This window comes from Saccharopolyspora erythraea NRRL 2338, assembly GCF_000062885.1.
Lineage (GTDB): Bacteria > Actinomycetota > Actinomycetes > Mycobacteriales > Pseudonocardiaceae > Saccharopolyspora_D > Saccharopolyspora_D erythraea.
The window spans coordinates 7,733,056-7,751,181 of the sequence record NC_009142.1 but is presented as its reverse complement, the minus strand read 5'-3'; the positions used below and the strand labels follow the sequence as shown (position 1 = coordinate 7,751,181).

At 71.7% G+C, this 18,126-nt stretch carries 19 protein-coding genes; 13 read left to right on the top strand and 6 right to left on the bottom strand.

Annotated elements, in window-relative coordinates; all coding sequences use genetic code 11:
* The first annotated feature begins 10 nt into the window (after positions 1–10).
* From SACE_RS33420 to SACE_RS33405, 4 genes are all read left to right on the top strand, one after another.
* A complete protein-coding gene (locus SACE_RS33420; RefSeq protein ID WP_009944003.1) occupies positions 11–793 on the top strand; it encodes a cytochrome c biogenesis CcdA family protein in 783 nt (260 codons plus the stop codon).
* Positions 793–2,409, top strand: coding sequence for a cytochrome c biogenesis protein ResB (gene resB, locus SACE_RS33415; RefSeq protein WP_009944004.1), 1,617 nt, complete (start codon positions 793–795; stop codon positions 2,407–2,409). The genes SACE_RS33420 and resB overlap by 1 nt, the downstream gene beginning before the upstream one ends.
* Positions 2,409–3,407: a c-type cytochrome biogenesis protein CcsB gene (gene ccsB, locus SACE_RS33410; RefSeq protein WP_009944005.1), complete on the top strand. Its 999-nt coding sequence runs from the start codon at positions 2,409–2,411 to the stop codon at positions 3,405–3,407. Before resB ends, ccsB begins: the two co-directional genes overlap by 1 nt.
* A 750-nt stretch (positions 3,408–4,157) precedes the next feature.
* The gene (locus SACE_RS33405) at positions 4,158–5,384 is read left to right on the top strand and encodes a MinD/ParA family ATP-binding protein (RefSeq protein WP_009944006.1); all 1,227 of its coding nucleotides are present in this window, start codon (positions 4,158–4,160) and stop codon (positions 5,382–5,384) included.
* On the opposite strand, the gene pdxR is transcribed toward SACE_RS33405, so the two are convergent.
* Positions 5,369–6,766 (bottom strand): MocR-like pyridoxine biosynthesis transcription factor PdxR, encoded by a 1,398-nt coding sequence (pdxR, locus tag SACE_RS33400; RefSeq protein WP_009944007.1) that lies wholly within the window; start codon positions 6,764–6,766, stop codon positions 5,369–5,371. The genes SACE_RS33405 and pdxR overlap by 16 nt on opposite strands.
* Positions 6,767–6,952: 186 nt before the next feature.
* Here pdxR and SACE_RS33395 point away from each other — a divergent pair, with 186 nt between their 5' ends.
* Entirely contained in the window at positions 6,953–8,122 is a 1,170-nt protein-coding gene (locus SACE_RS33395; protein WP_162131629.1) for a DMT family transporter, read from the top strand.
* Between the two features lie 120 nt (positions 8,123–8,242).
* On the opposite strand, the gene SACE_RS33390 is transcribed toward SACE_RS33395, so the two are convergent.
* Positions 8,243–8,467 (bottom strand): BldC family transcriptional regulator, encoded by a 225-nt coding sequence (locus tag SACE_RS33390; RefSeq protein WP_009944010.1) that lies wholly within the window; start codon positions 8,465–8,467, stop codon positions 8,243–8,245.
* Positions 8,468–8,644: 177 nt separating this feature from the next.
* Here SACE_RS33390 and SACE_RS33385 point away from each other — a divergent pair, with 177 nt between their 5' ends.
* The 7 genes from SACE_RS33385 to SACE_RS33355 all read left to right on the top strand — a co-directional run bounded on the left by SACE_RS33385 (position 8,645) and on the right by SACE_RS33355 (position 13,105).
* Positions 8,645–8,959 (top strand): DUF4229 domain-containing protein, encoded by a 315-nt coding sequence (locus tag SACE_RS33385; RefSeq protein ID WP_009944011.1) that lies wholly within the window; start codon positions 8,645–8,647, stop codon positions 8,957–8,959.
* Positions 8,960–8,994: 35 nt separating this feature from the next.
* The gene (gene cds1 / locus SACE_RS33380) at positions 8,995–10,104 is read left to right on the top strand and encodes an L-cysteine desulfhydrase Cds1 (protein WP_011875200.1); all 1,110 of its coding nucleotides are present in this window, start codon (positions 8,995–8,997) and stop codon (positions 10,102–10,104) included.
* 38 nt (positions 10,105–10,142) lie between these two features.
* Positions 10,143–10,742: a DUF3558 family protein gene (locus tag SACE_RS33375; RefSeq protein WP_009944014.1), complete on the top strand. Its 600-nt coding sequence runs from the start codon at positions 10,143–10,145 to the stop codon at positions 10,740–10,742.
* Between the two features lie 169 nt (positions 10,743–10,911).
* Positions 10,912–11,241 carry a hypothetical protein gene (locus tag SACE_RS33370; RefSeq protein ID WP_009944015.1) on the top strand — a complete coding sequence of 110 codons (330 nt, stop codon included), beginning with the start codon at positions 10,912–10,914 and terminating at the stop codon, positions 11,239–11,241.
* 12 nt (positions 11,242–11,253) lie between these two features.
* A complete protein-coding gene (locus SACE_RS33365; RefSeq protein WP_009944018.1) occupies positions 11,254–12,147 on the top strand; it encodes a hypothetical protein in 894 nt (297 codons plus the stop codon).
* A 21-nt stretch (positions 12,148–12,168) separates the two neighbouring features.
* The gene (locus tag SACE_RS33360) at positions 12,169–12,597 is read left to right on the top strand and encodes a hypothetical protein (protein ID WP_021341655.1); all 429 of its coding nucleotides are present in this window, start codon (positions 12,169–12,171) and stop codon (positions 12,595–12,597) included.
* A 22-nt stretch (positions 12,598–12,619) separates the two neighbouring features.
* On the top strand, positions 12,620–13,105 hold the full coding sequence (locus SACE_RS33355) for a hypothetical protein (protein WP_009944021.1): 486 nt from the start codon (positions 12,620–12,622) through the stop codon (positions 13,103–13,105).
* Positions 13,106–13,165: 60 nt separating this feature from the next.
* Here SACE_RS33355 and SACE_RS33350 read toward each other — a convergent pair whose 3' ends face one another.
* The 3 genes from SACE_RS33350 to menE form a co-directional block, all read right to left on the bottom strand.
* Positions 13,166–13,996, bottom strand: coding sequence for a pentapeptide repeat-containing protein (locus SACE_RS33350; RefSeq protein ID WP_009944022.1), 831 nt, complete (start codon positions 13,994–13,996; stop codon positions 13,166–13,168).
* Positions 13,997–14,056: 60 nt separating this feature from the next.
* A complete protein-coding gene (locus SACE_RS33345; protein ID WP_009944023.1) occupies positions 14,057–14,935 on the bottom strand; it encodes a 1,4-dihydroxy-2-naphthoate polyprenyltransferase in 879 nt (292 codons plus the stop codon).
* A 127-nt stretch (positions 14,936–15,062) separates the two neighbouring features.
* A complete protein-coding gene (gene menE / locus SACE_RS33340; protein WP_009944024.1) occupies positions 15,063–16,235 on the bottom strand; it encodes an o-succinylbenzoate--CoA ligase in 1,173 nt (390 codons plus the stop codon).
* A 129-nt stretch (positions 16,236–16,364) separates the two neighbouring features.
* Here menE and SACE_RS33335 point away from each other — a divergent pair, with 129 nt between their 5' ends.
* On the top strand, positions 16,365–16,997 hold the full coding sequence (locus SACE_RS33335) for a Uma2 family endonuclease (RefSeq protein WP_009944026.1): 633 nt from the start codon (positions 16,365–16,367) through the stop codon (positions 16,995–16,997).
* 146 nt (positions 16,998–17,143) lie between these two features.
* Here the strand turns inward: SACE_RS33335 and SACE_RS33330 are convergent, their stop codons facing one another.
* Positions 17,144–18,067 (bottom strand): 1,4-dihydroxy-2-naphthoyl-CoA synthase, encoded by a 924-nt coding sequence (locus SACE_RS33330; protein WP_009944027.1) that lies wholly within the window; start codon positions 18,065–18,067, stop codon positions 17,144–17,146.
* Between the last annotated feature and the right edge of the window lie 59 nt (positions 18,068–18,126).

Genomic DNA, 18,126 nt, shown 5'->3' with positions numbered 1-18,126 from the left:
CCTCGAAGCCGTGGACCCCACTGAGCTCGCCGCGTCCGGCCCGCTGCTGCTCGCGGCCGGTGTGGCCGTGCTCGCCGGGGCGATCAGCTTCGCCTCGCCCTGCGTCGTGCCGCTGGTGCCGGGCTACCTCGCCTATCTCGCGGGCGTCGTGGGCGCCGAGGTGCCACCGGTCGACGAGGCCCAGGCGCGGGAGGGCCGCCGGGGTCGCTGGCGCGTCGCCGGTGCGGCTCTGCTGTTCGTCGCGGGCTTCACCGCGGTGTTCTCCGCCGGGACGCTGCTGCTGCTCGGCCTCTCCGACGCACTGCTCGCCAACGAGCTGCTCCTGCAGCGCGTCGGCGGCGTCGTCACGGTCGCGATGGGGCTGGTGTTCCTCGGGTTCGTCCCCGGCCTCCAGCGCGACGTCCGCATCCACCGCGCTCCCAACGCCGGGGTCTGGGGCGCTCCGCTGCTCGGCGCCGTGTTCGGACTGGGCTGGACGCCGTGCCTGAGCCCGACGCTGATCGGGGTCATCTCGGTGGCCTCCGGGACCGAGGCGGGCGGCTCCGCCGCGATGCGCGGTGTCCTGCTGGTCGCCGCCTACTGCCTGGGCCTGGGCGTCCCGTTCGTCGTGCTCGCGCTCGGCGCCCGCTGGGCGGTGCGCAGCACGGGCTGGCTGCGGCGGCGCGGCCGGGCCATCCAGCTCGCCGGCGGCGCGCTGCTGGTGATCGTCGGCCTGATGCTGGTCACCGGCCTGTGGAGCGACCTGATCGCGCTGCTGCGTGAACCCATCTCCGGATTCGAGATCATCCTCTGATGCCTAGTCCAGTCAAGACCGCGCTCGCGTTCCTGCGCAACACCTGGCGCGGGCTCACCTCGATGCGCACCGCGCTGGTGCTGCTGTTCCTGCTGGCGCTGGCGGCGCTGCCGGGCGCGCTGATCCCGCAGCGGTCGCTGAACCAGCGCGAGGTCGACAAGTACTTCGCCGAGTACCCGACGCTGGCGCCGTGGCTGGACGAGGTCGGCGCGTTCGAGGTCTTCAGCTCGGTGTGGTTCGCCTCGATCTACGTGCTGCTGTTCATCTCGCTGATCGGCTGCCTGCTTCCGCGCTGCCTGGAGTACTACAAGCAGCTGCGCGGCAGGCCGGTGCGCACGCCGCGCAACCTCGCCCGCATGCCGCACCACGACAAATCCACTGTGGACGCATCGGTGGACGAGGTGATGACCGCGGCCAGGAAACGGCTTCGCGGCTGGCGCACCGAGGAGCGCGAGGAGGAAGACGGCTCCCGCTCGATCAGCGCCGAGCGCGGATACCTGCGGGAGGCGGGCAACCTCGTCTTCCACTTCGCACTGGTCGGCCTGCTGGTCGGCGTCGCGGGCGGCAAGCTGTACGGCTACGAGGGCCAGGTCATCGTGATGGCCGACGGGTCGGAGTTCTGCAACTCCGGCACCTACAACTACGACTCCTTCCGCGCCGGGCTCACCGTCGACGGCACGAAGCTCTCGCCGTTCTGCGTCCGGGTCAACGACTTCGGCGTCGAATACCTGCACACCGGCCAGGCCCAGAGCTACAAGGCGAACCTGGAGTACCAGTCCGGTGAGGACCTGGAGACCGGCACCTGGAAGCCGTACCTGCTCGAGGTGAACCACCCGCTGCGCACCGCGGGCGACCGCGTCTACCTCTCCGGCAACGGATACGCGCCGCAGTTCACGGTGACCTTCCCGGGCGGTGAGAAGCGCACCGGGCTGGTGCAGTGGCAACCGGTGGACGTCACGACGATGCTTTCGCAGGGCGCCACCAAGTTCGACCCGCCGGGAGTCACCGACGAGGCGCAGCGGCGGCAGAACCAGCTCGCGGTCACCGGGCTGTTCGCGCCGACGGCCTCCTTCGACGGCGCGCTGGTCACCTCGCGCTTCCCCGACAAGCTCGACCCGGTGGCCGCCGTCGACGTGATGCGCGGCGACCTCGGCCTGGACTCCGGTCGGGGCCAGTCGATCTTCGGGGTCGACCAGTCGATGGTCGAGCAGGGCCGCCTGAACCGGGTGGCCCGGCAGAACCTGCGCCCCGGCGAGGAGCTCCGCCTCGACGACGGCACCACCGTCCACTTCGACGGGGTGCAGCGCTGGGTCAACCTCCAGATCTCGCACGACCCCTTCCAGCCGTGGGTGCTCGGGTTCGCGATCGCGGTCATCTTCGGCATCGGCGCCTCGCTGAGCATCAAGCGGCGCCGGATCTGGGTGCGCGTTCACCCGCAGGGCGGAGACGGCGACGGCGGGCGTAGCGTTGTCGAGGTCGGCGGACTCGCCCGCACCGATCAGGCCGGTTATGGCGAGGAGTTCACCAGGCTGGCCGCGGACCTGCTCGCCACGGACGGCGAGCGTTCACCGGAATCCCGCACGAGGGCTGAGTCCGTGCGCGAAAAGGAGCACTGATGCCGGTCAACCAGGCGCTGTCGACCTACAGCGACATGGCGTACGCGACTTCGGTCGTCGTCTACATCTTCGCGATGCTGCTCTACTTCGGCGAGTTCGCCTACGGACGTCCCGCCAAGGCCGCCCGCAAGCGGGAGTCGGCGCTGGTCGGCGCCGGCGGCGAGTCGACCGGCGACGCGGGGGTCGGCCACGTCGAGCAGCCGCGGCGGCGCCCGCTGCCGGAGCGGCTCGGCGGCATGGCCGTGGCGATGACCGTCCTCGGCGCGCTGGTGCACGCCGCCTCGCTCGGCCTGCGCGGTTTCGCGACCGGCCGCGTGCCGTGGGGCAACATGTACGAGTTCGGCTCGGCCATCTGTCTCGCGGCGGTAGTCGCCTGGCTGGTCGTGCTGGTGCGCCAGCTCCGCACCGAGCGGCGCGACGCCACACCCGCCCAGCTCCGCGGACTCGGCGGCTTCCTGCTGCTGCCGATGATCATCCTGCTGTTCCTGTCGGGCACCGTGCTCTACGCCAGGGCGGCGCCGCTGCAGCCCGCGCTGCAGTCCTACTGGATCATCATCCACGTCTCGGCCGCGATCGTCTCCAGCGGCGTGCTGCTGTTCGCCGGGGTGGCCAGCGTGCTGTTCATGCTGCGCTCGCGCTACGAGAACAACCCGCTGAAGATGCGGAAGTTCGGTTCGCGGCTGCCCACGACCCAGGCGCTGGACCGGATGGCCTACCGCACCACCGTGATCATCTTCCCGGTGTGGACCTTCGCGATCATCGCCGGCGCGATCTGGGCGGAGGCCGCGTGGGGCCGGTTCTGGGGCTGGGACCCGAAGGAGACCTGCTCCTTCATCGCGTGGGTCGTCTACGCCGCATACCTGCACGCCCGCGCGACGGCGGGCTGGCGCGGCGTTCGCGCGGCGTGGATCAACATCTTCGGCCTGGCGGTGATGATCTTCAACTTGTTCTTCATCAACATCGTTGTCGCCGGACTTCACTCGTACGCTGGACTGTGAGCGCGTGATCGACGGCGGGTGGCGGCGGCCGCCCGCCGTCCGCCGGAACGGCCGGGACGGGCACCGGGCGCTGGTGACCAGCGGGATCCGGTGTACCGGACGGCGGTCAGCGGCGGATTCCGCCTGACGACCCCCGGTGACGTGGGGGCGTGCCTGGGACTACGGTCCCAGGCGGGGTCGGAAGGGTCTGGATTCGGTCCTGGACGGGTCGACTCAAGTCTTGGAGGGACGGCAACGGTGACCGGACGGTACGAAGAGCCCGAAACGCAGCGTGACACGGGCGCGGCAGTTCCGGCCGACGGTGCGGGGATCGAGCACGCGACGCCGGACTACGGCGACTCCGGCGGGCCGTACGCGCCCGCATCGGCAACCGGCCATCCCGCCCCGTCGTACACGGATCCGGGACAGGTCGATCCGTCGGCGCAGCAGCCGCCTCCGGCACCCGATGCCGGGGCGCCCAGGCCGTACTACCCGGGCGGCGCGCCGCAGCCGGGCCAGCCCGCGCCGCAGCCCGACGCGCCGCAGTACTACGGCGATCCGTCGGTTTCCGGGCCGCAGCAGCCGAACTTCCCCAGCGCCGACGCGCAGTCCGGGCCGCACGCGGTGCAGCAGGGGCAGCAGTCCGGTCCGTACAGCGTGCAGGGTTCGGGGCCGTACAACGTTTCGGGTCAGCAGTCCGGCCCTTACAACGTTTCCGGTCAGCAGTCCGGTCCCTACAACGTTTCCGGCCAGCAAAGCGGTCCCTACAACGTGCAGGGCCAGCAGTCCGGACCGTACGCCGTCGGCGGCCAGTCGGGTCCGCACTCGGTGCAGGGCCAGCAGTCGGGTCCGTACACCGTGCAGGGCCAGCAGTCCGGTCCGTACACCGTGCAGGGTTCCGGGCCGTACAACGTGTCCGGTCAGCAGTCCGGTCCGTACCCGGTGCAGCCCGACCAGTCCGGCCAGTACCCGCCCGGACAGCAGTACGGCCCGCACAACCCGGTGCAGCCCGGCCAGCCGTACCCGGTGCCGCAGGGCCCGCACCCCGAGCAGCAGGGCCCGGCGCAGGACCTCTCGTCCGCGCAGCTGCTGCGCCAGAGCAAGCGCCCGCCGCAGTCCGGCTGGCGCAAGGCGGTCTACGTCGCCACCGGCCGTTCGCTCAACCTCGGCGAGAGCTCCTCGGACCTGCGCAGGCGCGAGCTGATCTCGCGGATCAACCAGCCGCTGCAGGGCTGCTACAAGATCGCGATGCTGAGCCTCAAGGGCGGCGTCGGCAAGACCACGACCACCGCCACGCTCGGCTCGACCTTCTCGTCCCTGCGCGGCGACCGGGTCATCGCCGTCGACGCGAACCCGGACCGCGGCACGCTGAGCCAGAAGATCCCGCTGGAGACCACCGCGACCGTCCGCCACCTGCTGCGCGACTCCGGTCACGTCCGCAAGTACAGCGACGTCCGCTCCTACACCTCGCAGGGCCCGAGCAGGCTGGAAATCCTTGCCAGCGAACAGGATCCGGCCGTCTCGGAGGCGTTCAGCGAGGACGACTACCGGCGCACGGTCACGCTGCTCGAGCACTTCTACAACATCGTGCTCACCGACTGCGGCACCGGCCTGATGCACTCGGCGATGAAGGGCGTGCTCGACCTCGCCGACTCGCTGGTGATCGTCTCGTCCGGTTCCATAGACGGTGCCCGCAGCGCCTCGGCGACCCTGGACTGGCTCGACGCGCACGGCTACGGCGCGCTGGTGAAGCGTTCCGTGGCGGTGATCAACTCGGTGCGTCCCGGTTCCGGCAAGGTCGACGTCGACAAGCTGATCGCGCACTTCGGCTCGCGCTGCCGTGCGGTGTCCCGGATCCCGTTCGACCCGCACCTGGAGGAGGGCGCGGAGGTCGAGCTGGACCAGCTCGCCGCGCCGACCCGGATGGCGCTGCTGGAGCTCGCGGCGGTCGTCGCCGACGACTTCCCGCAGGCGCTGGGGCGTCAGCGGCAGAGCTGACCGACGACGGCGGCGATCGCGGCGCTGGTCTGGCGGATCTGGTCCGCCGACAGCGCCGCGTAGCCCAGGACCAGTCCGGGGAACGGCGCCGGACCGTGCGCGTAGCCCGACAGCGCCGGTGCGGCGATGCCCTGGTCCGCCAGCGACTCCTGCACCTGCCGGTCGTCGACCCGCGGCGGTAGCCGCAGCACCAGGTGCAACCCGGCGGCCACGCCGACCGGCTCGCAGCCGTCGACGTCGGACAGCGTGGACAGCAGCATGTCGCGCCGCCGCCGGTAGAGCGCGCGGGTGCGGCGCAGGTGGCGGTCGTAGCCGCCGGTGCGCAGCAGGTGCGCGAAGGCGGCTTGCGGCAGCGTGGCGCAGCCGAGGTCGTCGAGCCGCTTGCGCTCGACCAGCTCCGGCAGCAGCGCCGGCGGCAGCACCAGCCAGCCCAGCCGCAGCGCCGGGGCGAGCACCTTGCTGACGCTGCCCTGGTAGATCACCCGCGTCGGCGCGAGCGCCTGCATCGCACCGAGCGCGGGCCGGTCGTAGCGGTGCTCGGCGTCGTAGTCGTCCTCGACCACCAGGCCGTCCTGCTCGGCGGCCCACTCCAGCAGCCGGTGCCTGCGGTCGGGGTGCAGCACGACGCCGAGCGGGAACTGGTGCGCGGCGGTCACCAGGACGGCCCGGCAGCCGGTGGCGGCGAGGTCGTCGACGCGGATGCCGTGCTCGTCGACCGGCACCGGGACGGGGCTCAGCCCGTGCGAGGCGAGCAGTTCGGACTGGCCGCGGTGGCTCGGGTCCTCGACGGCGATCGAGCGGTGGCCGCGGCGGTGGAGCTCGTCGGCGACCAGCGCCAGGCCCTCGGCGGCGCCGTTGGTCACCAGCAGCGAGGCGGGCTCGGCCGCGACCGCCCGCACCCGGCCGAGGTAGGCCGACAGCTCGGTGCGCAGCGCGGGCAGGCCGGCCGGGTCGGGGTAGCCCAGCTCGTCGTTCGGCAGGTCGGCCAGCGCAGCCCGGTGCGCGGCGAGCCATTCGGCGCGGGGGAACGAGCTCAGCGACGGAAGCCCCGGGTGCAGGTCGACGCGGGCTCGTGGCGCTCGCGCGGTGGCGCCGTCGGCGGGCGTGCCGATGTGGCTGGTGACCCGCGTTCCCGAGCCGCGTTCGGCGATCAGGTAGCCCTCGGCGACCAGCTGGTTGTATGCGGCCGCGACGGTGCCGCGGGAAAGCCCGAGCTGACCGGCGAGGTCGCGGCTGGACGGCACGCGGCTGCCGGGCGGCAGCCTGCCGTCGCGGATGGCACCGCGCAGCTCGTTCTCCACCGTCCTGCCGCGCTTGCCCCGGGTCGTGCCGGCGACCGCGGGGAGCAGCAGCTCGCGCAGGGTCTGCCACTCGCGTTCCATCGGCACCGAGCTTACGTCCGGCGGGCGCAGCCCGGCCCCCGTCGTCGCATGCCGGAGGCCCGTTGAGGGATGGCGCGCATCACGTCGGTGGGCGAGCGGGTCGGTTCACGGCGCCGGAAGTGGACCAAAGTTGTGACGGGAAAGTGGCGCTTATAACTGGTCCAATTCGGGCCGACCATGGGTTCCGTGATCATCACCGGGGTTCGGTATGAGCGCGCCGCGATCGCGGGCGCGGCGGTGGCAGCGGCGGCGGTGGGTGCAGCGGTGCCGGTCAACGGCCTGCTGCGCGACTATCCGATGTGGACGGGCCAGGGCTTCCGCTACGCCTTGGCCGGGGTGCTGCTCCTGGGGTGGGCGAGGGTCCGGGGCCGGTCGCTACCGGTGCCGCGGGTGCGCGACCTGCCCGCGCTCGCCGGGCTGGCCGTCTCGGGGATGCTCGGGTTCTCGCTGCTGCAGATCCACGCCCAGCGCTACGCCGACCCGGGTTTCGTGGCCGCGGTCGTCGGCGCCAGCCCGCTCCTGCTCGGCCTGGCCGCCCCGCTGCTGTCCCGGCGGCGTCCGTCGCCGCCCGTCGTGGCGGGTGCCGCGCTGGTGGTGGCCGGCATCGCGGCGCTCTCCGGTGGTGGGGCGTGGCGCGGTGCGGGCCTGGCGCTCTCGGTGGGGAGCCTGCTGTGCGAGGCGTCGTTCACGCTGCTGGCCGTCGGTGTGGTGGCCCGGCTCGGCGGACTCGCGGTGTCGATGTGGTGCTGCCTCATCGCCGGCGGTATCGGCCTGGCCGCCGGGGCCGCCACCGAGCCGCTGCGCCCACCGGGAGCGGTGGAACTGGCCGCGCTGCTGGTCGTGGCGGTCGTGGTGACGGCGGTGGCGTTCTGCCTCTGGTACCACGGGCTCGCCGTTCTCGGCGCGGACCGCGTCGGGGTGCTGATCGGCCTGATGCCGGTGTCGGGGTTCGCGGTCGCCGTCGTGCTGGGCACGCAACAGCCGACCTCGGCTTCGGTCGCCGGAACGGCGGTGGTCGCGGTCGGCTGCGGCTCGGCCTGCGCCGCGGGCGCGCGACAGGCAGCCGCGGCCCGTGAGCCCTTCGGGCTGTTCACGGGGTCACGGGCGCGGCCCGTGACCGCCGGGTCAGCTCTCCTCGCCGGGGTTGCGCGGCTTGCGCTGCTGCTCGCCGAGCCTGCGCAGGAACTCGGGGTCGTCGTCCGGCGCGATCGGGGCACGGCGGCCGCCGCTGGTCGGGCGGGTGGTGGTGTCCGGACCGAACGCCTTCCAGAGCAGCACCGCGACCGTGACGAAACCGATCGCCGCCAGCACGTAGATCATCTTGGCGCCACCTCCACTCGTCACCCACGAGACTAGCCAAAACCGGGCATCGAGGTCGAAGACGCCGGCGCGACCGGAGCCAGGTGACGCCTCCTCTGCGGTGAGGCGTCACCTGGCTCCGCCGGGTCTCCCTGGGCGCTGTCGGCGGTCCGGGACCTACGCGCTGCGGCTGACGTCGTTGGTCAGCTCGGCGAGCAGGGCGCGGACCTCGGACTCGCGGAAGCGGCGGTGGCCACCGGGCGTGCGGATGGAACCGATCCGGCCGGCGGTCGCCCACCGGGTCACGGTCTTGGGATCGACGCGGAACAGCGAAGCGACCTCACCGGGGGTGAGCAGCTGCTCCTGTCCGTTCTGGCGGGTCTGCTGGGGCGTCGCGGTCACTGGTGACCTCCACGGTGCGAGGACGGTTTTCGGGCATTCCGGTCGCATCCTGGCACTTGGGAGGGCAGGTACTCGAACATTTGGGTCCAGGTAAAGGGAAGGTAAGGGACGAAAGCGGCGCTTCGGGCGACGGCCTGCGCCGAAGGGCGCCCGAAGGCGTGCTTTACCCTGGTTGACGTGCTGAAACAGCAAGAGGACGAGCAGGTGACCGAGCAGCCCGGTTCCACCCTGGCCCGCGACGTGGCGCTTTACACGCTGGCCAGGCTGGGGATGCTGGCCGCCGCGACCGCGCTGCTGCTGGTGTTCCAGGTGCCGTTGCTGGTGGCCATGGCCGTCGCGGTGGTGCTGGTGATGCCGATCTCGATGCTGGTGTTCGGGTCGCTGCGGCGCCGGGTCGCCACCGGCATGGCCGAGCGCGCCGAGCGGCGCCGGGCCCAGCGCGACGAGCTGCGCGCGCAGCTGCGCGGCGAGCGCGACGAAGACGACCAGTGACCCTGCTGAGCAGGGATTTCGGCGAGGACGGTGCGATGACCGCGGTGATCGGCAGCAGCGTGGACCGCTCCTCGGCGCGCGGCGGGCGGTGGACCAGCGAGGCGATCCGGATCATCGAGGCCGACGCCAACCGCAGCGCCGACACCCACCTGCTGCGCTACCCGCTCCCCGCGGAGTGGGGTGTTGATCTCTACCTCAAGGACGAGTCAACACACCCGACGGGTTCTCTCAAGCACCGGCTCGCCCGGTCGCTGTTCCTGCATGCGATCTGCAACGGCTGGGTGACCGAAAACACACCGGTCATCGAGGCGTCATCGGGCTCGACCGCGGTCTCCGAGGCCTACTTCGCCTCCCTGCTGGGCCTGCCCTTCATCGCGGTGATGCCCCGGTCGACCAGCCGGGAGAAGGTCGCGCTGATAGAGCGCCGAGGCGGCCGCTGCCACTTCGTCGACACTCCCGGGGCGATCTACGACGAGTCCCGCAGGCTGGCCGCCGAGCTCGGCGGGCACTTCATGGACCAGTTCACCCACGCCGAGCAGGCCACCGACTGGCGGGGCAACAACAACATCGCCGAGTCGATCTTCGAGCAGATGGCGCTGGAGACCCACCCGGAGCCGGCCTGGATCGTGGTCGGCGCGGGCACCGGCGGCACCAGCGCGACGATCGGCCGCTACATCCGCTACCGCAGGCACCGGACCCGCCTCGCGGTCGTCGACCCGGAGCACTCGGTCTTCTTCGACGCCTGGTGCGACGGCGACGCCACCCGGACCGGGCAGCGCGGCTCGCTGATCGAGGGCATCGGCAGGCCCCGGGTGGAACCGTCGTTCATCGGCCAGGCCATCGACCGGATGATCAAGGTGCCGGACGCGGCGTCCATCGCGACTATCCGGTTCGCCGAGCAGGTGCTCGGCCACCGCGTCGGCGGCTCCACCGGCACGAACCTGTGGGGCGTGTTCGGCCTGGTCGCGGAGATGCGGCGCGCCGGGGAGCGCGGCAGCATCGTCACCCTGCTCTGCGACGGCGGCGAGCGCTACGCCAACACCTACTACGACGACCGCTGGGTGGCCGAGCAGGGCCTGGAGCTGGACGAGGCGCACAAGATCCTGGACCGCTTCCACACCACCGGGGAGTTCCCGGCAGACTGACCCGAGCAGATCGTCCGCCGAGGTGGGGTAGTTCGTCGATGCGGTGTCCGAGGTTCGTCCAGCGCAGGCCCGGCAGCGGGCCGAAGTTGCTCGCCCTGGCCCCGGTGCTGGGCCTGGCGGTGGCGGGCTGCGCGCCCGGCGGGGAGCCCGGTGCGCCGAGCCGGCCGCCCGCGGCGACGACGTCCGATGAGACCTCGTCGGAGTCGGTGACGCCGTCGATCACCCGCGACCTGCCGCCGGAGCAGCGGCGTCCGCTCACCGCCATCCCGACGAACGAGCTGTGCGGGCTGGTGAGCCCGGACGAGCTGGCCCGGCTGGCGTTCCCCGTCGAACCGGGGACCGCGCGCGAGGTCGGCTTCGACCCGCCCGCGCGGGGCTGCTCCTACCAGGCGCGCACCGGCGACCAGTCGGTGCTCGTCGCCGCGCAGCCCGAGGGCTACGCCGAACTCGGCACCACGCCGGTGAACCTGGGTTCGGCGCAGGGCGAGCAGACGCTGCACGCCAACGACTGCACGGTCTTCGCGGCGCTGCCCGGGGCCACGTTGCAGGTCGTGGTGGGCGCGGGCGAGGCCGACGCGGAGCAGTGCGACACCGCGCAGGCGGTGGCGCAGTACGTGCTGGGTGCGCTGGCGCGCTGACGGATTCGCCCCGGGAAAGGGGCTTTTCGGGCGAGTGCCCTCCCTCGGATGTCACAGCTTGAACACTATTGCCGGTTTCCGAGAACCGGTTCGCACGGTGCTGCTGTCATACCTCCGGCGGTACCGGAGGGCGGGACCGCCTGGCTTGGAAAGCGGGTCGGGAGGCGCGATGGCCGGGAGTCTCAAGGCGGTTCCGGAGGAGCTGAGGGGGTTCGCAGGGCTCCTCGAACGGAATGCGAACCATTTCACCGAAATCGATGCGTGGGCGGAGAGCACCGCGTCGAACACCAGCGGTTTCACCGGCCTGATGACGGTGCTGGTCCCGGTCGTCGAGGGCGTCACGGCCCTCTACGGCGAAACCCTCGACTTCGCGCGTTCGGCGCTCATGAAGGTCAAGGAAGAGCTGGGGAACACATCCGCCGAGTACGAACAGCGCGAACAGCGGATGGTCGAGATGCTGCGTGCGATCGAGGCCGATCTCGACAAGATGAAGGTCTGAGGGGATTTCGACATGGGGGCGTTCGCGGACGAGGAAGACCCGATCGCGCTGCTGGAAGCCGATCCGACCAAGAGCAACGCCGATGCGCTCGACGCCGCGGTCGAGGACGCCGGATGGCAGGTGCAGGCGGTCAACTGGGTGTACGAGAAGGTCACCGGCGAGAACCTGATCGAGTCGCTGATCGCGCCGATCACCGGTGACTTCTCCAGGATCGAGGTCAACGCCGAGGCGTGGGGCCAGGTCGGCGAGGCGCTCTCGGCGATCCGCACGAACCTCAACGCGGGCATCAGCGAGCTGCGCGAGAGCTGGGACGGCGCCGGGGCCATCGCGTTCGAGGGCATGCTCGTCGGGACCTGGACGGTGGCGCTGGAGGGCGACGCGCTGCTGGCCCGGCTGATCGGCCAGGGCTTCCAGAAGGCCGCCGACATGTCGCGGCGGATGACCGACAAGGCGCTGGAGCTGATCAAGAAGCTGGTCGACCGGCTGATCGAGACCGCGGCCACCGGCTGGATCCCGGTCGCGGGCTGGGCGAACGCGGTCCGGCAGGTCGAGCGCTGCGTCAGCATCGTGATGACCGTGATCGAGCTCTACGAAGCGCTGACCGCGATGTACGAGGCGGTCGTGGCGCTGGTCGACAGCATCAGGAGCGCGGGGACGAACCTGTCCAAGATCAAGGAGGTCAACAGCCTCGGCGACGCGGTCAACCTCGCGATCGGCATCAAGGACGACGCCACCGCGGTCCGCGACGGGGCAACCGGTGTCCGCGACTCCGCGAAGCAGGTCAGGACGAGCACGACCGAGACGCGCAGCACCATCTCCGGCGGTTCCTCCGGTTCCTCCGGTTCCTCCGGTTCCTCCGGTCAGAACGGCTCCGGCTACCGGACAGCGGCCGCGGGCACCCTCTAGCGCACCCGAGCGGGAGAAGACGTGAGCGAAGACATGCTGACCCCCGAGATCCGGGCGGCGCGCGACATGGTCGAGGAGCGCATGCGCCAGGTCGAGGAGGCGATGGCGAAGGCCGAGCGGCTCAGCGCCGCACTGCCCGAGGTCAGGCTGACCGAGGACAAGATCTCCGAGATCGAGCGGCTCATCCGCGAGGGCAGGGCGCCCGCGGAGCTGGCCGCCCTGCAGGAACGCATCGACGCCGGCGAGCTGACCTGGAACGATGTCGCCGACGGTACGGCGCTGCACGACGAGTCGGTCCAGGCCGCGTTCGCCGCCGGCATCGCCAACATGCGGAAGGCCAAGGAACTGCTCGACGAGGGCCACGACGTCGCGACGGTCATCAACTCCGACCCCCACGCCGCCACGGACGACGGCTACGACGACGAGCCGCCGGACTCGTTCCTGCGGTGAGGGAAACGGTGAGTGAGCAGTCATGAGCCGCAAGGCACTGATCGGTGTGACCGCGGCCTGGGGGATCCTCGCCGGCATCGCCGCGGCGGTGTTCCTGGCGATCGCGATCTTCGGCGGCACGAAGCTCGACGGGACTTCCGCCACGCCCGGCTCGAGCAAGGTCGTCGAGCAGTACCGCTGGGACGGCAGGCCGATCCTGATCACCTCGGCCAGGTCCGGGGGCGGCGTCGCGCGCTGCCAGGTGACGCCGGAGAGCGGTGAGCCGCGGGAGATCAGCACCCGCGGTGCGGAAGGCCGCTACGAGGTACGCGAGACCACTGCGTGGTTCTCCGGCTCGGCGACGCTGGTCTGCAGGGACCGGGCCGTCGTGCGCACCGGTTCCCAGATCACGATGTACGAGCTCGCGACCAGGAACCGGATCGCGCAGATCGCCGCCGTGGTGGTCGGTGCGGGACCGTTCCTGTCGGTCTTCGTCTTCGGGCTCGGTCGCCGCAAGGTCGAAGCCTGAGCGGGCCTTCGATGACAGCGGCCCCGGAACGCGTGTTCCGGGGCCGCTTCGCTGTCCGGGTCAGGAACCTTGCCAGTGCGCGGGCCGGCTCAGCGCCGGCGGGATCCTGGTGGCCGCGTCGCCCTTGGCTGCGTTGACCTGCGCCTGGGTGAGGAAGATGCTCCCGGTGAGGTCGGCGCCCCGCAGGTCGGCGTCGCGGAAGTCGGCCCCGATCAGGTCGGAGCCGCGCAGGTCCGCGCCGCGCAGGTCGGCCGCGATGAGGTAAGCACCGCGCAGTTTCGACCCGCGCAGGTCCGCGCCCTTGAGCTTGGCACCCATGAGGTCGGCGCCGCGGCGGTTCTTCCTGCGCCCCGGGAACTTCGAACGCACCAGCTCACTGGTGCGCAGCAGGAGCTCGTCGACCTCCGCGCGCACCCCGGCGACGTCGACCTCCGCCAGCTCGTCGGCGCTGCCGCGGGTGAGGCGCTCGACTTCGTCGAGCCGACGCCGCAGGTCGTCGTGGATCTCGCGGGTCTCGGTGCGGGCGAGCGCGTCGGTCAGGTACCAGAGCAGCTCTTGCAGCTGGCGCATGACGGGGAACACGCCGAACATCCGCCGCGCGGTGCTCTGGTCCTCGCGCCAGCCACGTCCGCTGAAGGTGACTTGCGAGACCTTCTGGCCTGCGCCGAAGCAGTCGAACACGGTGCAGCCCGGGAAGCCGCGCTCGCGCAGGTTCGCGTGGATGCCGCAGCGGTAGTCGGCGAGCAGGTTCGAGCAGGGCGACCCGGCCACCTTGTCCACGGCGAAGTCCGCCGACTTCGCGAAGGGCAGCGCGACGCAGCAGAGCCCGAAGCAGCTCGCGCAGTCGGCCCGCAGGTCCGCGCGGTCGGTGGTCGCGGGCTGTTCGGACAATGTGGGTGATCTCCTGCCGCTGGGCGGCGCGGCAGGCCGCCGCGCGCCGCCCATTGTCCCTCAGCCCTGGCCGAGGGCGAACGCGATGCCGGTGGCCACCGCCCACAGCAGCATCGCGAATCCGGTGTCGCGCAGCGCCGGGATCAGCTTGCGCCCCTTGGCCCCGGTCAGCACCGCGCGCAGCGAGGTGACCAGCAGCGGCAGCGCCAGGAAGCCCAGCAGCGCCCACGTGTTGCGCAGCGCGATGAGCACCGTGATCAGGAACGGCACCAGCACCAGGGTCACGTAGAGCGTGCGGGTGTCGCGGTCGCCGAGCAGCACCGCCAGCGTGCGCTTGCCGGTGGTCCGGTCGGTCGGGATGTCGCGCAGGTTGTTGGCGACCAGCACCGCGCTGGAGAACGAGCCGATCGCGACCGCGGCTCCGATGCCGAAGCCGGTGACGCCGGCCGCCTGGGCGAACTGGGTCCCGAGCACCGCGATCACCCCGAAGAACAGGAAGACGGCGACCTCGCCGAGCCCGGCGTAGCCGTAGGGCTTCCTGCCGCCGGTGTAGAACCACGCCCCGGCGATGCACAGCGCGCCGAGAGCGAGCATCCACCACTGGCCGCTGAGGACCACGACCCCGATGCCGGCCAGGGCCGCCAGGCCGAAGCACACCCACGCGGCGGTGCGCACCGCGCCCGGCTCGGCCGCGCCGGAACCGACCAGGCGGAACGGCCCGATCCGGTCGGCGTCGGTACCGCGGATGCCGTCGGAGTAGTCGTTGGCGAAGTTCACGCCGATGATCAGCAGCATCGACACGGCCAGTGCCAGTACCGCGATCGCCGGGTCGAACTCGTCGATGCCCGCCGCGGCGCCGGTGCCGACGAGCACGGGTGCGATCGCATTCGGGAAGGTGCGGATCCGAGCGCCTTCGATCCACTGCGCGACAGTCGCCATGTGAGCCATCTTCGCTCACGCTTTCGGACGGCCGGCCCGAGCCTCCCCGAGCGGGGCGGGAAGCGGGTGCGGTGCGGTGGTTGGATTTCGCCGGAGCGGGCCGCTGAACAGGCCGAACCATCCGGCTCTAGCCGGCGAAGTGCTGCCGCAGGGCGGTCCGGTCCGGCTTGCCGGGGCCGCGCAACGGCAGCTCCGGCAGGAAGACGATGTTCTTCGGCGCCGCCGCGGGCTGGGCGCGCTCGCGGACCGCCGCGCGCAACGCCTCCGCCGACGGCGGGCACGCCGGGTCGGAGGGCACCACGGCCGCGACCACCGCCTGGCCCCACTCGGGGTCCTCCACGCCGAGCACGCAGACCTCGCGGACGCCCTCGTGCTCGGTGAGGATCCGCTCGATCGGCGTCGGTGCGACGTTGACCCCGCCGGTGATGATCACGTCGTCGGCCCGGCCGAGGATCTCCAGCCGGTCGCCCGCCCAGCGGCCGAGGTCACCGGTGCGGAACCAGCCGCCCGCGAACGCCGGAGACCCGGGCACGCCCCGGTAGCCCCTGGCCAGGGTCGGCCCGGCCAGCGACACCACGCCGCCTGCGTCGATGTGCACGCGCACGCCGTCCAGCGGCACACCGTCGTACACGCAGCCGCCGGCCGTCTCGCTCATGCCGTACGTCGGCACCACGCGCACCCCCGCGTCGAGGGCCCGCCGCAGCAGCGCGGGAGGCGTCGCCGCCCCGCCGAGCAGCACGGCGTCGAACCGGCGCAGCGCGGCGAGCCCCTGCCCACCGTCGTTGACCAGGCGGCTGAGCTGCGTCGGGACCATGGAGGTGTAGTGCGGGCCGTCGTTCGCCAGCGTCTCCGCGGCGGCATCGGCGAAGCGGTCGGGCCGGAAGCCGCCCGCGGTGTCGACCGCCACCGGCGTCGTCCCGGCCAGCAGAGCGCGGACCAGTACCTGTATGCCCGCGATGTGGTGCGCGGGCATCGGCAGCAGCCAGTGCCCGGGACCGCCGAGGCGGAGGTGCGTCGCCTCGGCGGAGGCGCGCAGCGCCGAAGCGGGCAGCAGCACGCCCTTCGGCACGCCGGTCGAACCGGAGGTGGCGATGACCAGCGCGGTCGGGTCGCCGGCGGTGTCCTCACCCGGCCCGAGCGCGGCGCCGGGCCCCAGCGCCCGCACCGGCTCGGAACCCTCGGCCACCGGCAGCAGCGCCGGACCGTCCCCGTCGAGCGCCTTCCGCAGCGCGGGCAGCACCTCCGGCGCACGCCTTCCGGCGGGCACGACCAGCGGCTCGATGACACGTGGGCTCGGCATGGCGCTCATTCTCGGCGACGCCGCGCACCAGGCGAAATCATCGACCACGCGTTCGAGTGAGTTCGCTCAAGAATTCGAGCCCCTGCGGCGATGGTGTTGCTGAGTACGCTTGGAGAGGAGATTGAGGTGATGACCTTGGCGGCACCGGCCTACCACGATCCTTCGCAGGCCCCGTTCGACCCGCTGGTCGACCTCGCAGGCACCTGGACCACGGATCTCGCCGAGCAGTACCTGCCCATCCCGGGCATGCCCGCGGTGAAGTACGAGTGCCTGGACGGAAGACTGATCGTGAGTCCGTACGAGTCGTCGGCCAATTCCTACGCGGCGGGGAAGCTGAACCGGATCCTGGCCCCGCCTGCGGAAGAGGCCGGCTTCCTCGCCTGCCTGACCGTCAACGTCGCCTTCTCGCCGAAGCGGTGGATCCAGCCGACCCTGACGATCGTCAAGTCGCTTCCCGAGCCCGATGTCGACGTCTGGGTCCCGACCGACCAGGTGCTGATGCCCGTCGAGTTCGTCTCGCCGTCGAGCCGCCGCAAGGACCGCATCGACAAGCCCGCGCTGTGCGCGGCGGCGAAGATCCCCTACTTCATGGAGGTCGAGGTCCGCCGGTCGCAGGTCCGCTCGGAGGTCAAGCTGTTCGCGCTCGACATCGACCACTACGTCGAGGTCGCCGTCGCCGGGGCGGGTTCGCGGTTCGAGATCGAGTACCCGTTCCCGGTGTCGTTCGATCCGAAGGAGCTGCTGCCACCGCAGCCGCGCTGACATCCACGGCCCGGTGTGGGCACCGCCACGCGTGCCGAGCGACACCTCTCGTGGCCGACGGCGATGCCTCCGACGGCCACGAGCGGGCATTCACGCGCACTGGCCGCTGGTCGGCGCGCAGTGCGACCAGGCGCTATTAGCACCGATCAGTAGTACCAGGGGAAGGACGACCAGTCGGGGTCGCGCTTCTGCAGGAAGGCGTCGCGGCCCTCCACGGCTTCGTCGGTCATGTAGGCCAGCCGGGTCGTCTCGCCCGCGAAGAGCTGCTGGCCGACCAGGCCGTCGTCGATGGCGTTGAACGCGTACTTGAGCATCCGCTGGGCGGTCGGCGACTTGCCGTTGATCTCGCGGGCCCACTGCAGGGCGGTCGCCTCCAGCTCCTCGTGCGGCACGGCCTCGTTGACCATGCCCATCCGGAAAGCCTGTTCTGCGGTGTAGGGGCGGCCGAGGAAGAAGATCTCCCGCGCGAACTTCTGCCCCACCTGGCGGGCCAGGTACGCCGACCCGAACCCGCCGTCGAAGCTGCCGACGTCGGCGTCGGTCTGCTTGAACCGGGCGTGCTCGGCGCTGGCCAGCGTGAGATCGCACACCACGTGCAGGCTGTGCCCGCCACCGGCCGCCCACCCCGGCACCACCGCGATGACGATCTTGGGCATGAACCGGATCAGCCGCTGCACCTCGAGGATGTGCAGCCGCCCCGCCCGCGCCGGATCGACGGTGTCGGAAGTCTCACCGTCGGCGTACTGGTAGCCCGAACGGCCGCGGATGCGCTGGTCACCGCCGGAGCAGAACGCCCAGCCGCCGTCCTTGGGCGACGGTCCGTTGCCGGTCAGCAGCACGCAGCCGACGTCGCTGGTCATCCGCGCGTGGTCCAGCGCGCGGTAGAGCTCGTCGACGGTGTGCGGGCGGAACGCGTTGCGGACTTCCGGGCGGTCGAAGGCGATGCGTACGGTGCCTTTCCCAGGTCCGTCCTCGACGCAGCGGTGGTAGGTGATGTCGGTGAAGTCGAAGCCGTCCACGGGCTCCCACACGACCGGATCGAACAGCTCAGAGACACGCGGATTCTGCACACCTGGGACAATAGGCCCAGCAAGCACCGGGGCACGGGCCCGCCCGCACCGCCTCGGGG

Bases quoted from the DNA above. Each gene is read 5' to 3' on its own strand.
- SACE_RS33345 (WP_009944023.1), bottom strand. From the start codon at position 14,935: ATGGCGACTGTCGCGCAGTGGATCGAAGGCGCTCGGATCCGCACCTTC.
- cds1 (WP_011875200.1), top strand. From the start codon at position 8,995: ATGACCGCGGTGATCGGCAGCAGCGTGGACCGCTCCTCGGCGCGCGGC.
- SACE_RS33375 (WP_009944014.1), top strand. From the start codon at position 10,143: ATGCGGTGTCCGAGGTTCGTCCAGCGCAGGCCCGGCAGCGGGCCGAAG.
- SACE_RS33355 (WP_009944021.1), top strand. From the start codon at position 12,620: ATGAGCCGCAAGGCACTGATCGGTGTGACCGCGGCCTGGGGGATCCTC.
- SACE_RS33370 (WP_009944015.1), top strand. From the start codon at position 10,912: ATGGCCGGGAGTCTCAAGGCGGTTCCGGAGGAGCTGAGGGGGTTCGCA.
- SACE_RS33365 (WP_009944018.1), top strand. From the start codon at position 11,254: ATGGGGGCGTTCGCGGACGAGGAAGACCCGATCGCGCTGCTGGAAGCC.
- ccsB (WP_009944005.1), top strand. From the start codon at position 2,409: ATGCCGGTCAACCAGGCGCTGTCGACCTACAGCGACATGGCGTACGCG.
- SACE_RS33335 (WP_009944026.1), top strand. From the start codon at position 16,365: ATGACCTTGGCGGCACCGGCCTACCACGATCCTTCGCAGGCCCCGTTC.
- pdxR (WP_009944007.1), bottom strand. From the start codon at position 6,766: ATGGAACGCGAGTGGCAGACCCTGCGCGAGCTGCTGCTCCCCGCGGTC.
- menE (WP_009944024.1), bottom strand. From the start codon at position 16,235: ATGCCGAGCCCACGTGTCATCGAGCCGCTGGTCGTGCCCGCCGGAAGG.
- resB (WP_009944004.1), top strand. From the start codon at position 793: ATGCCTAGTCCAGTCAAGACCGCGCTCGCGTTCCTGCGCAACACCTGG.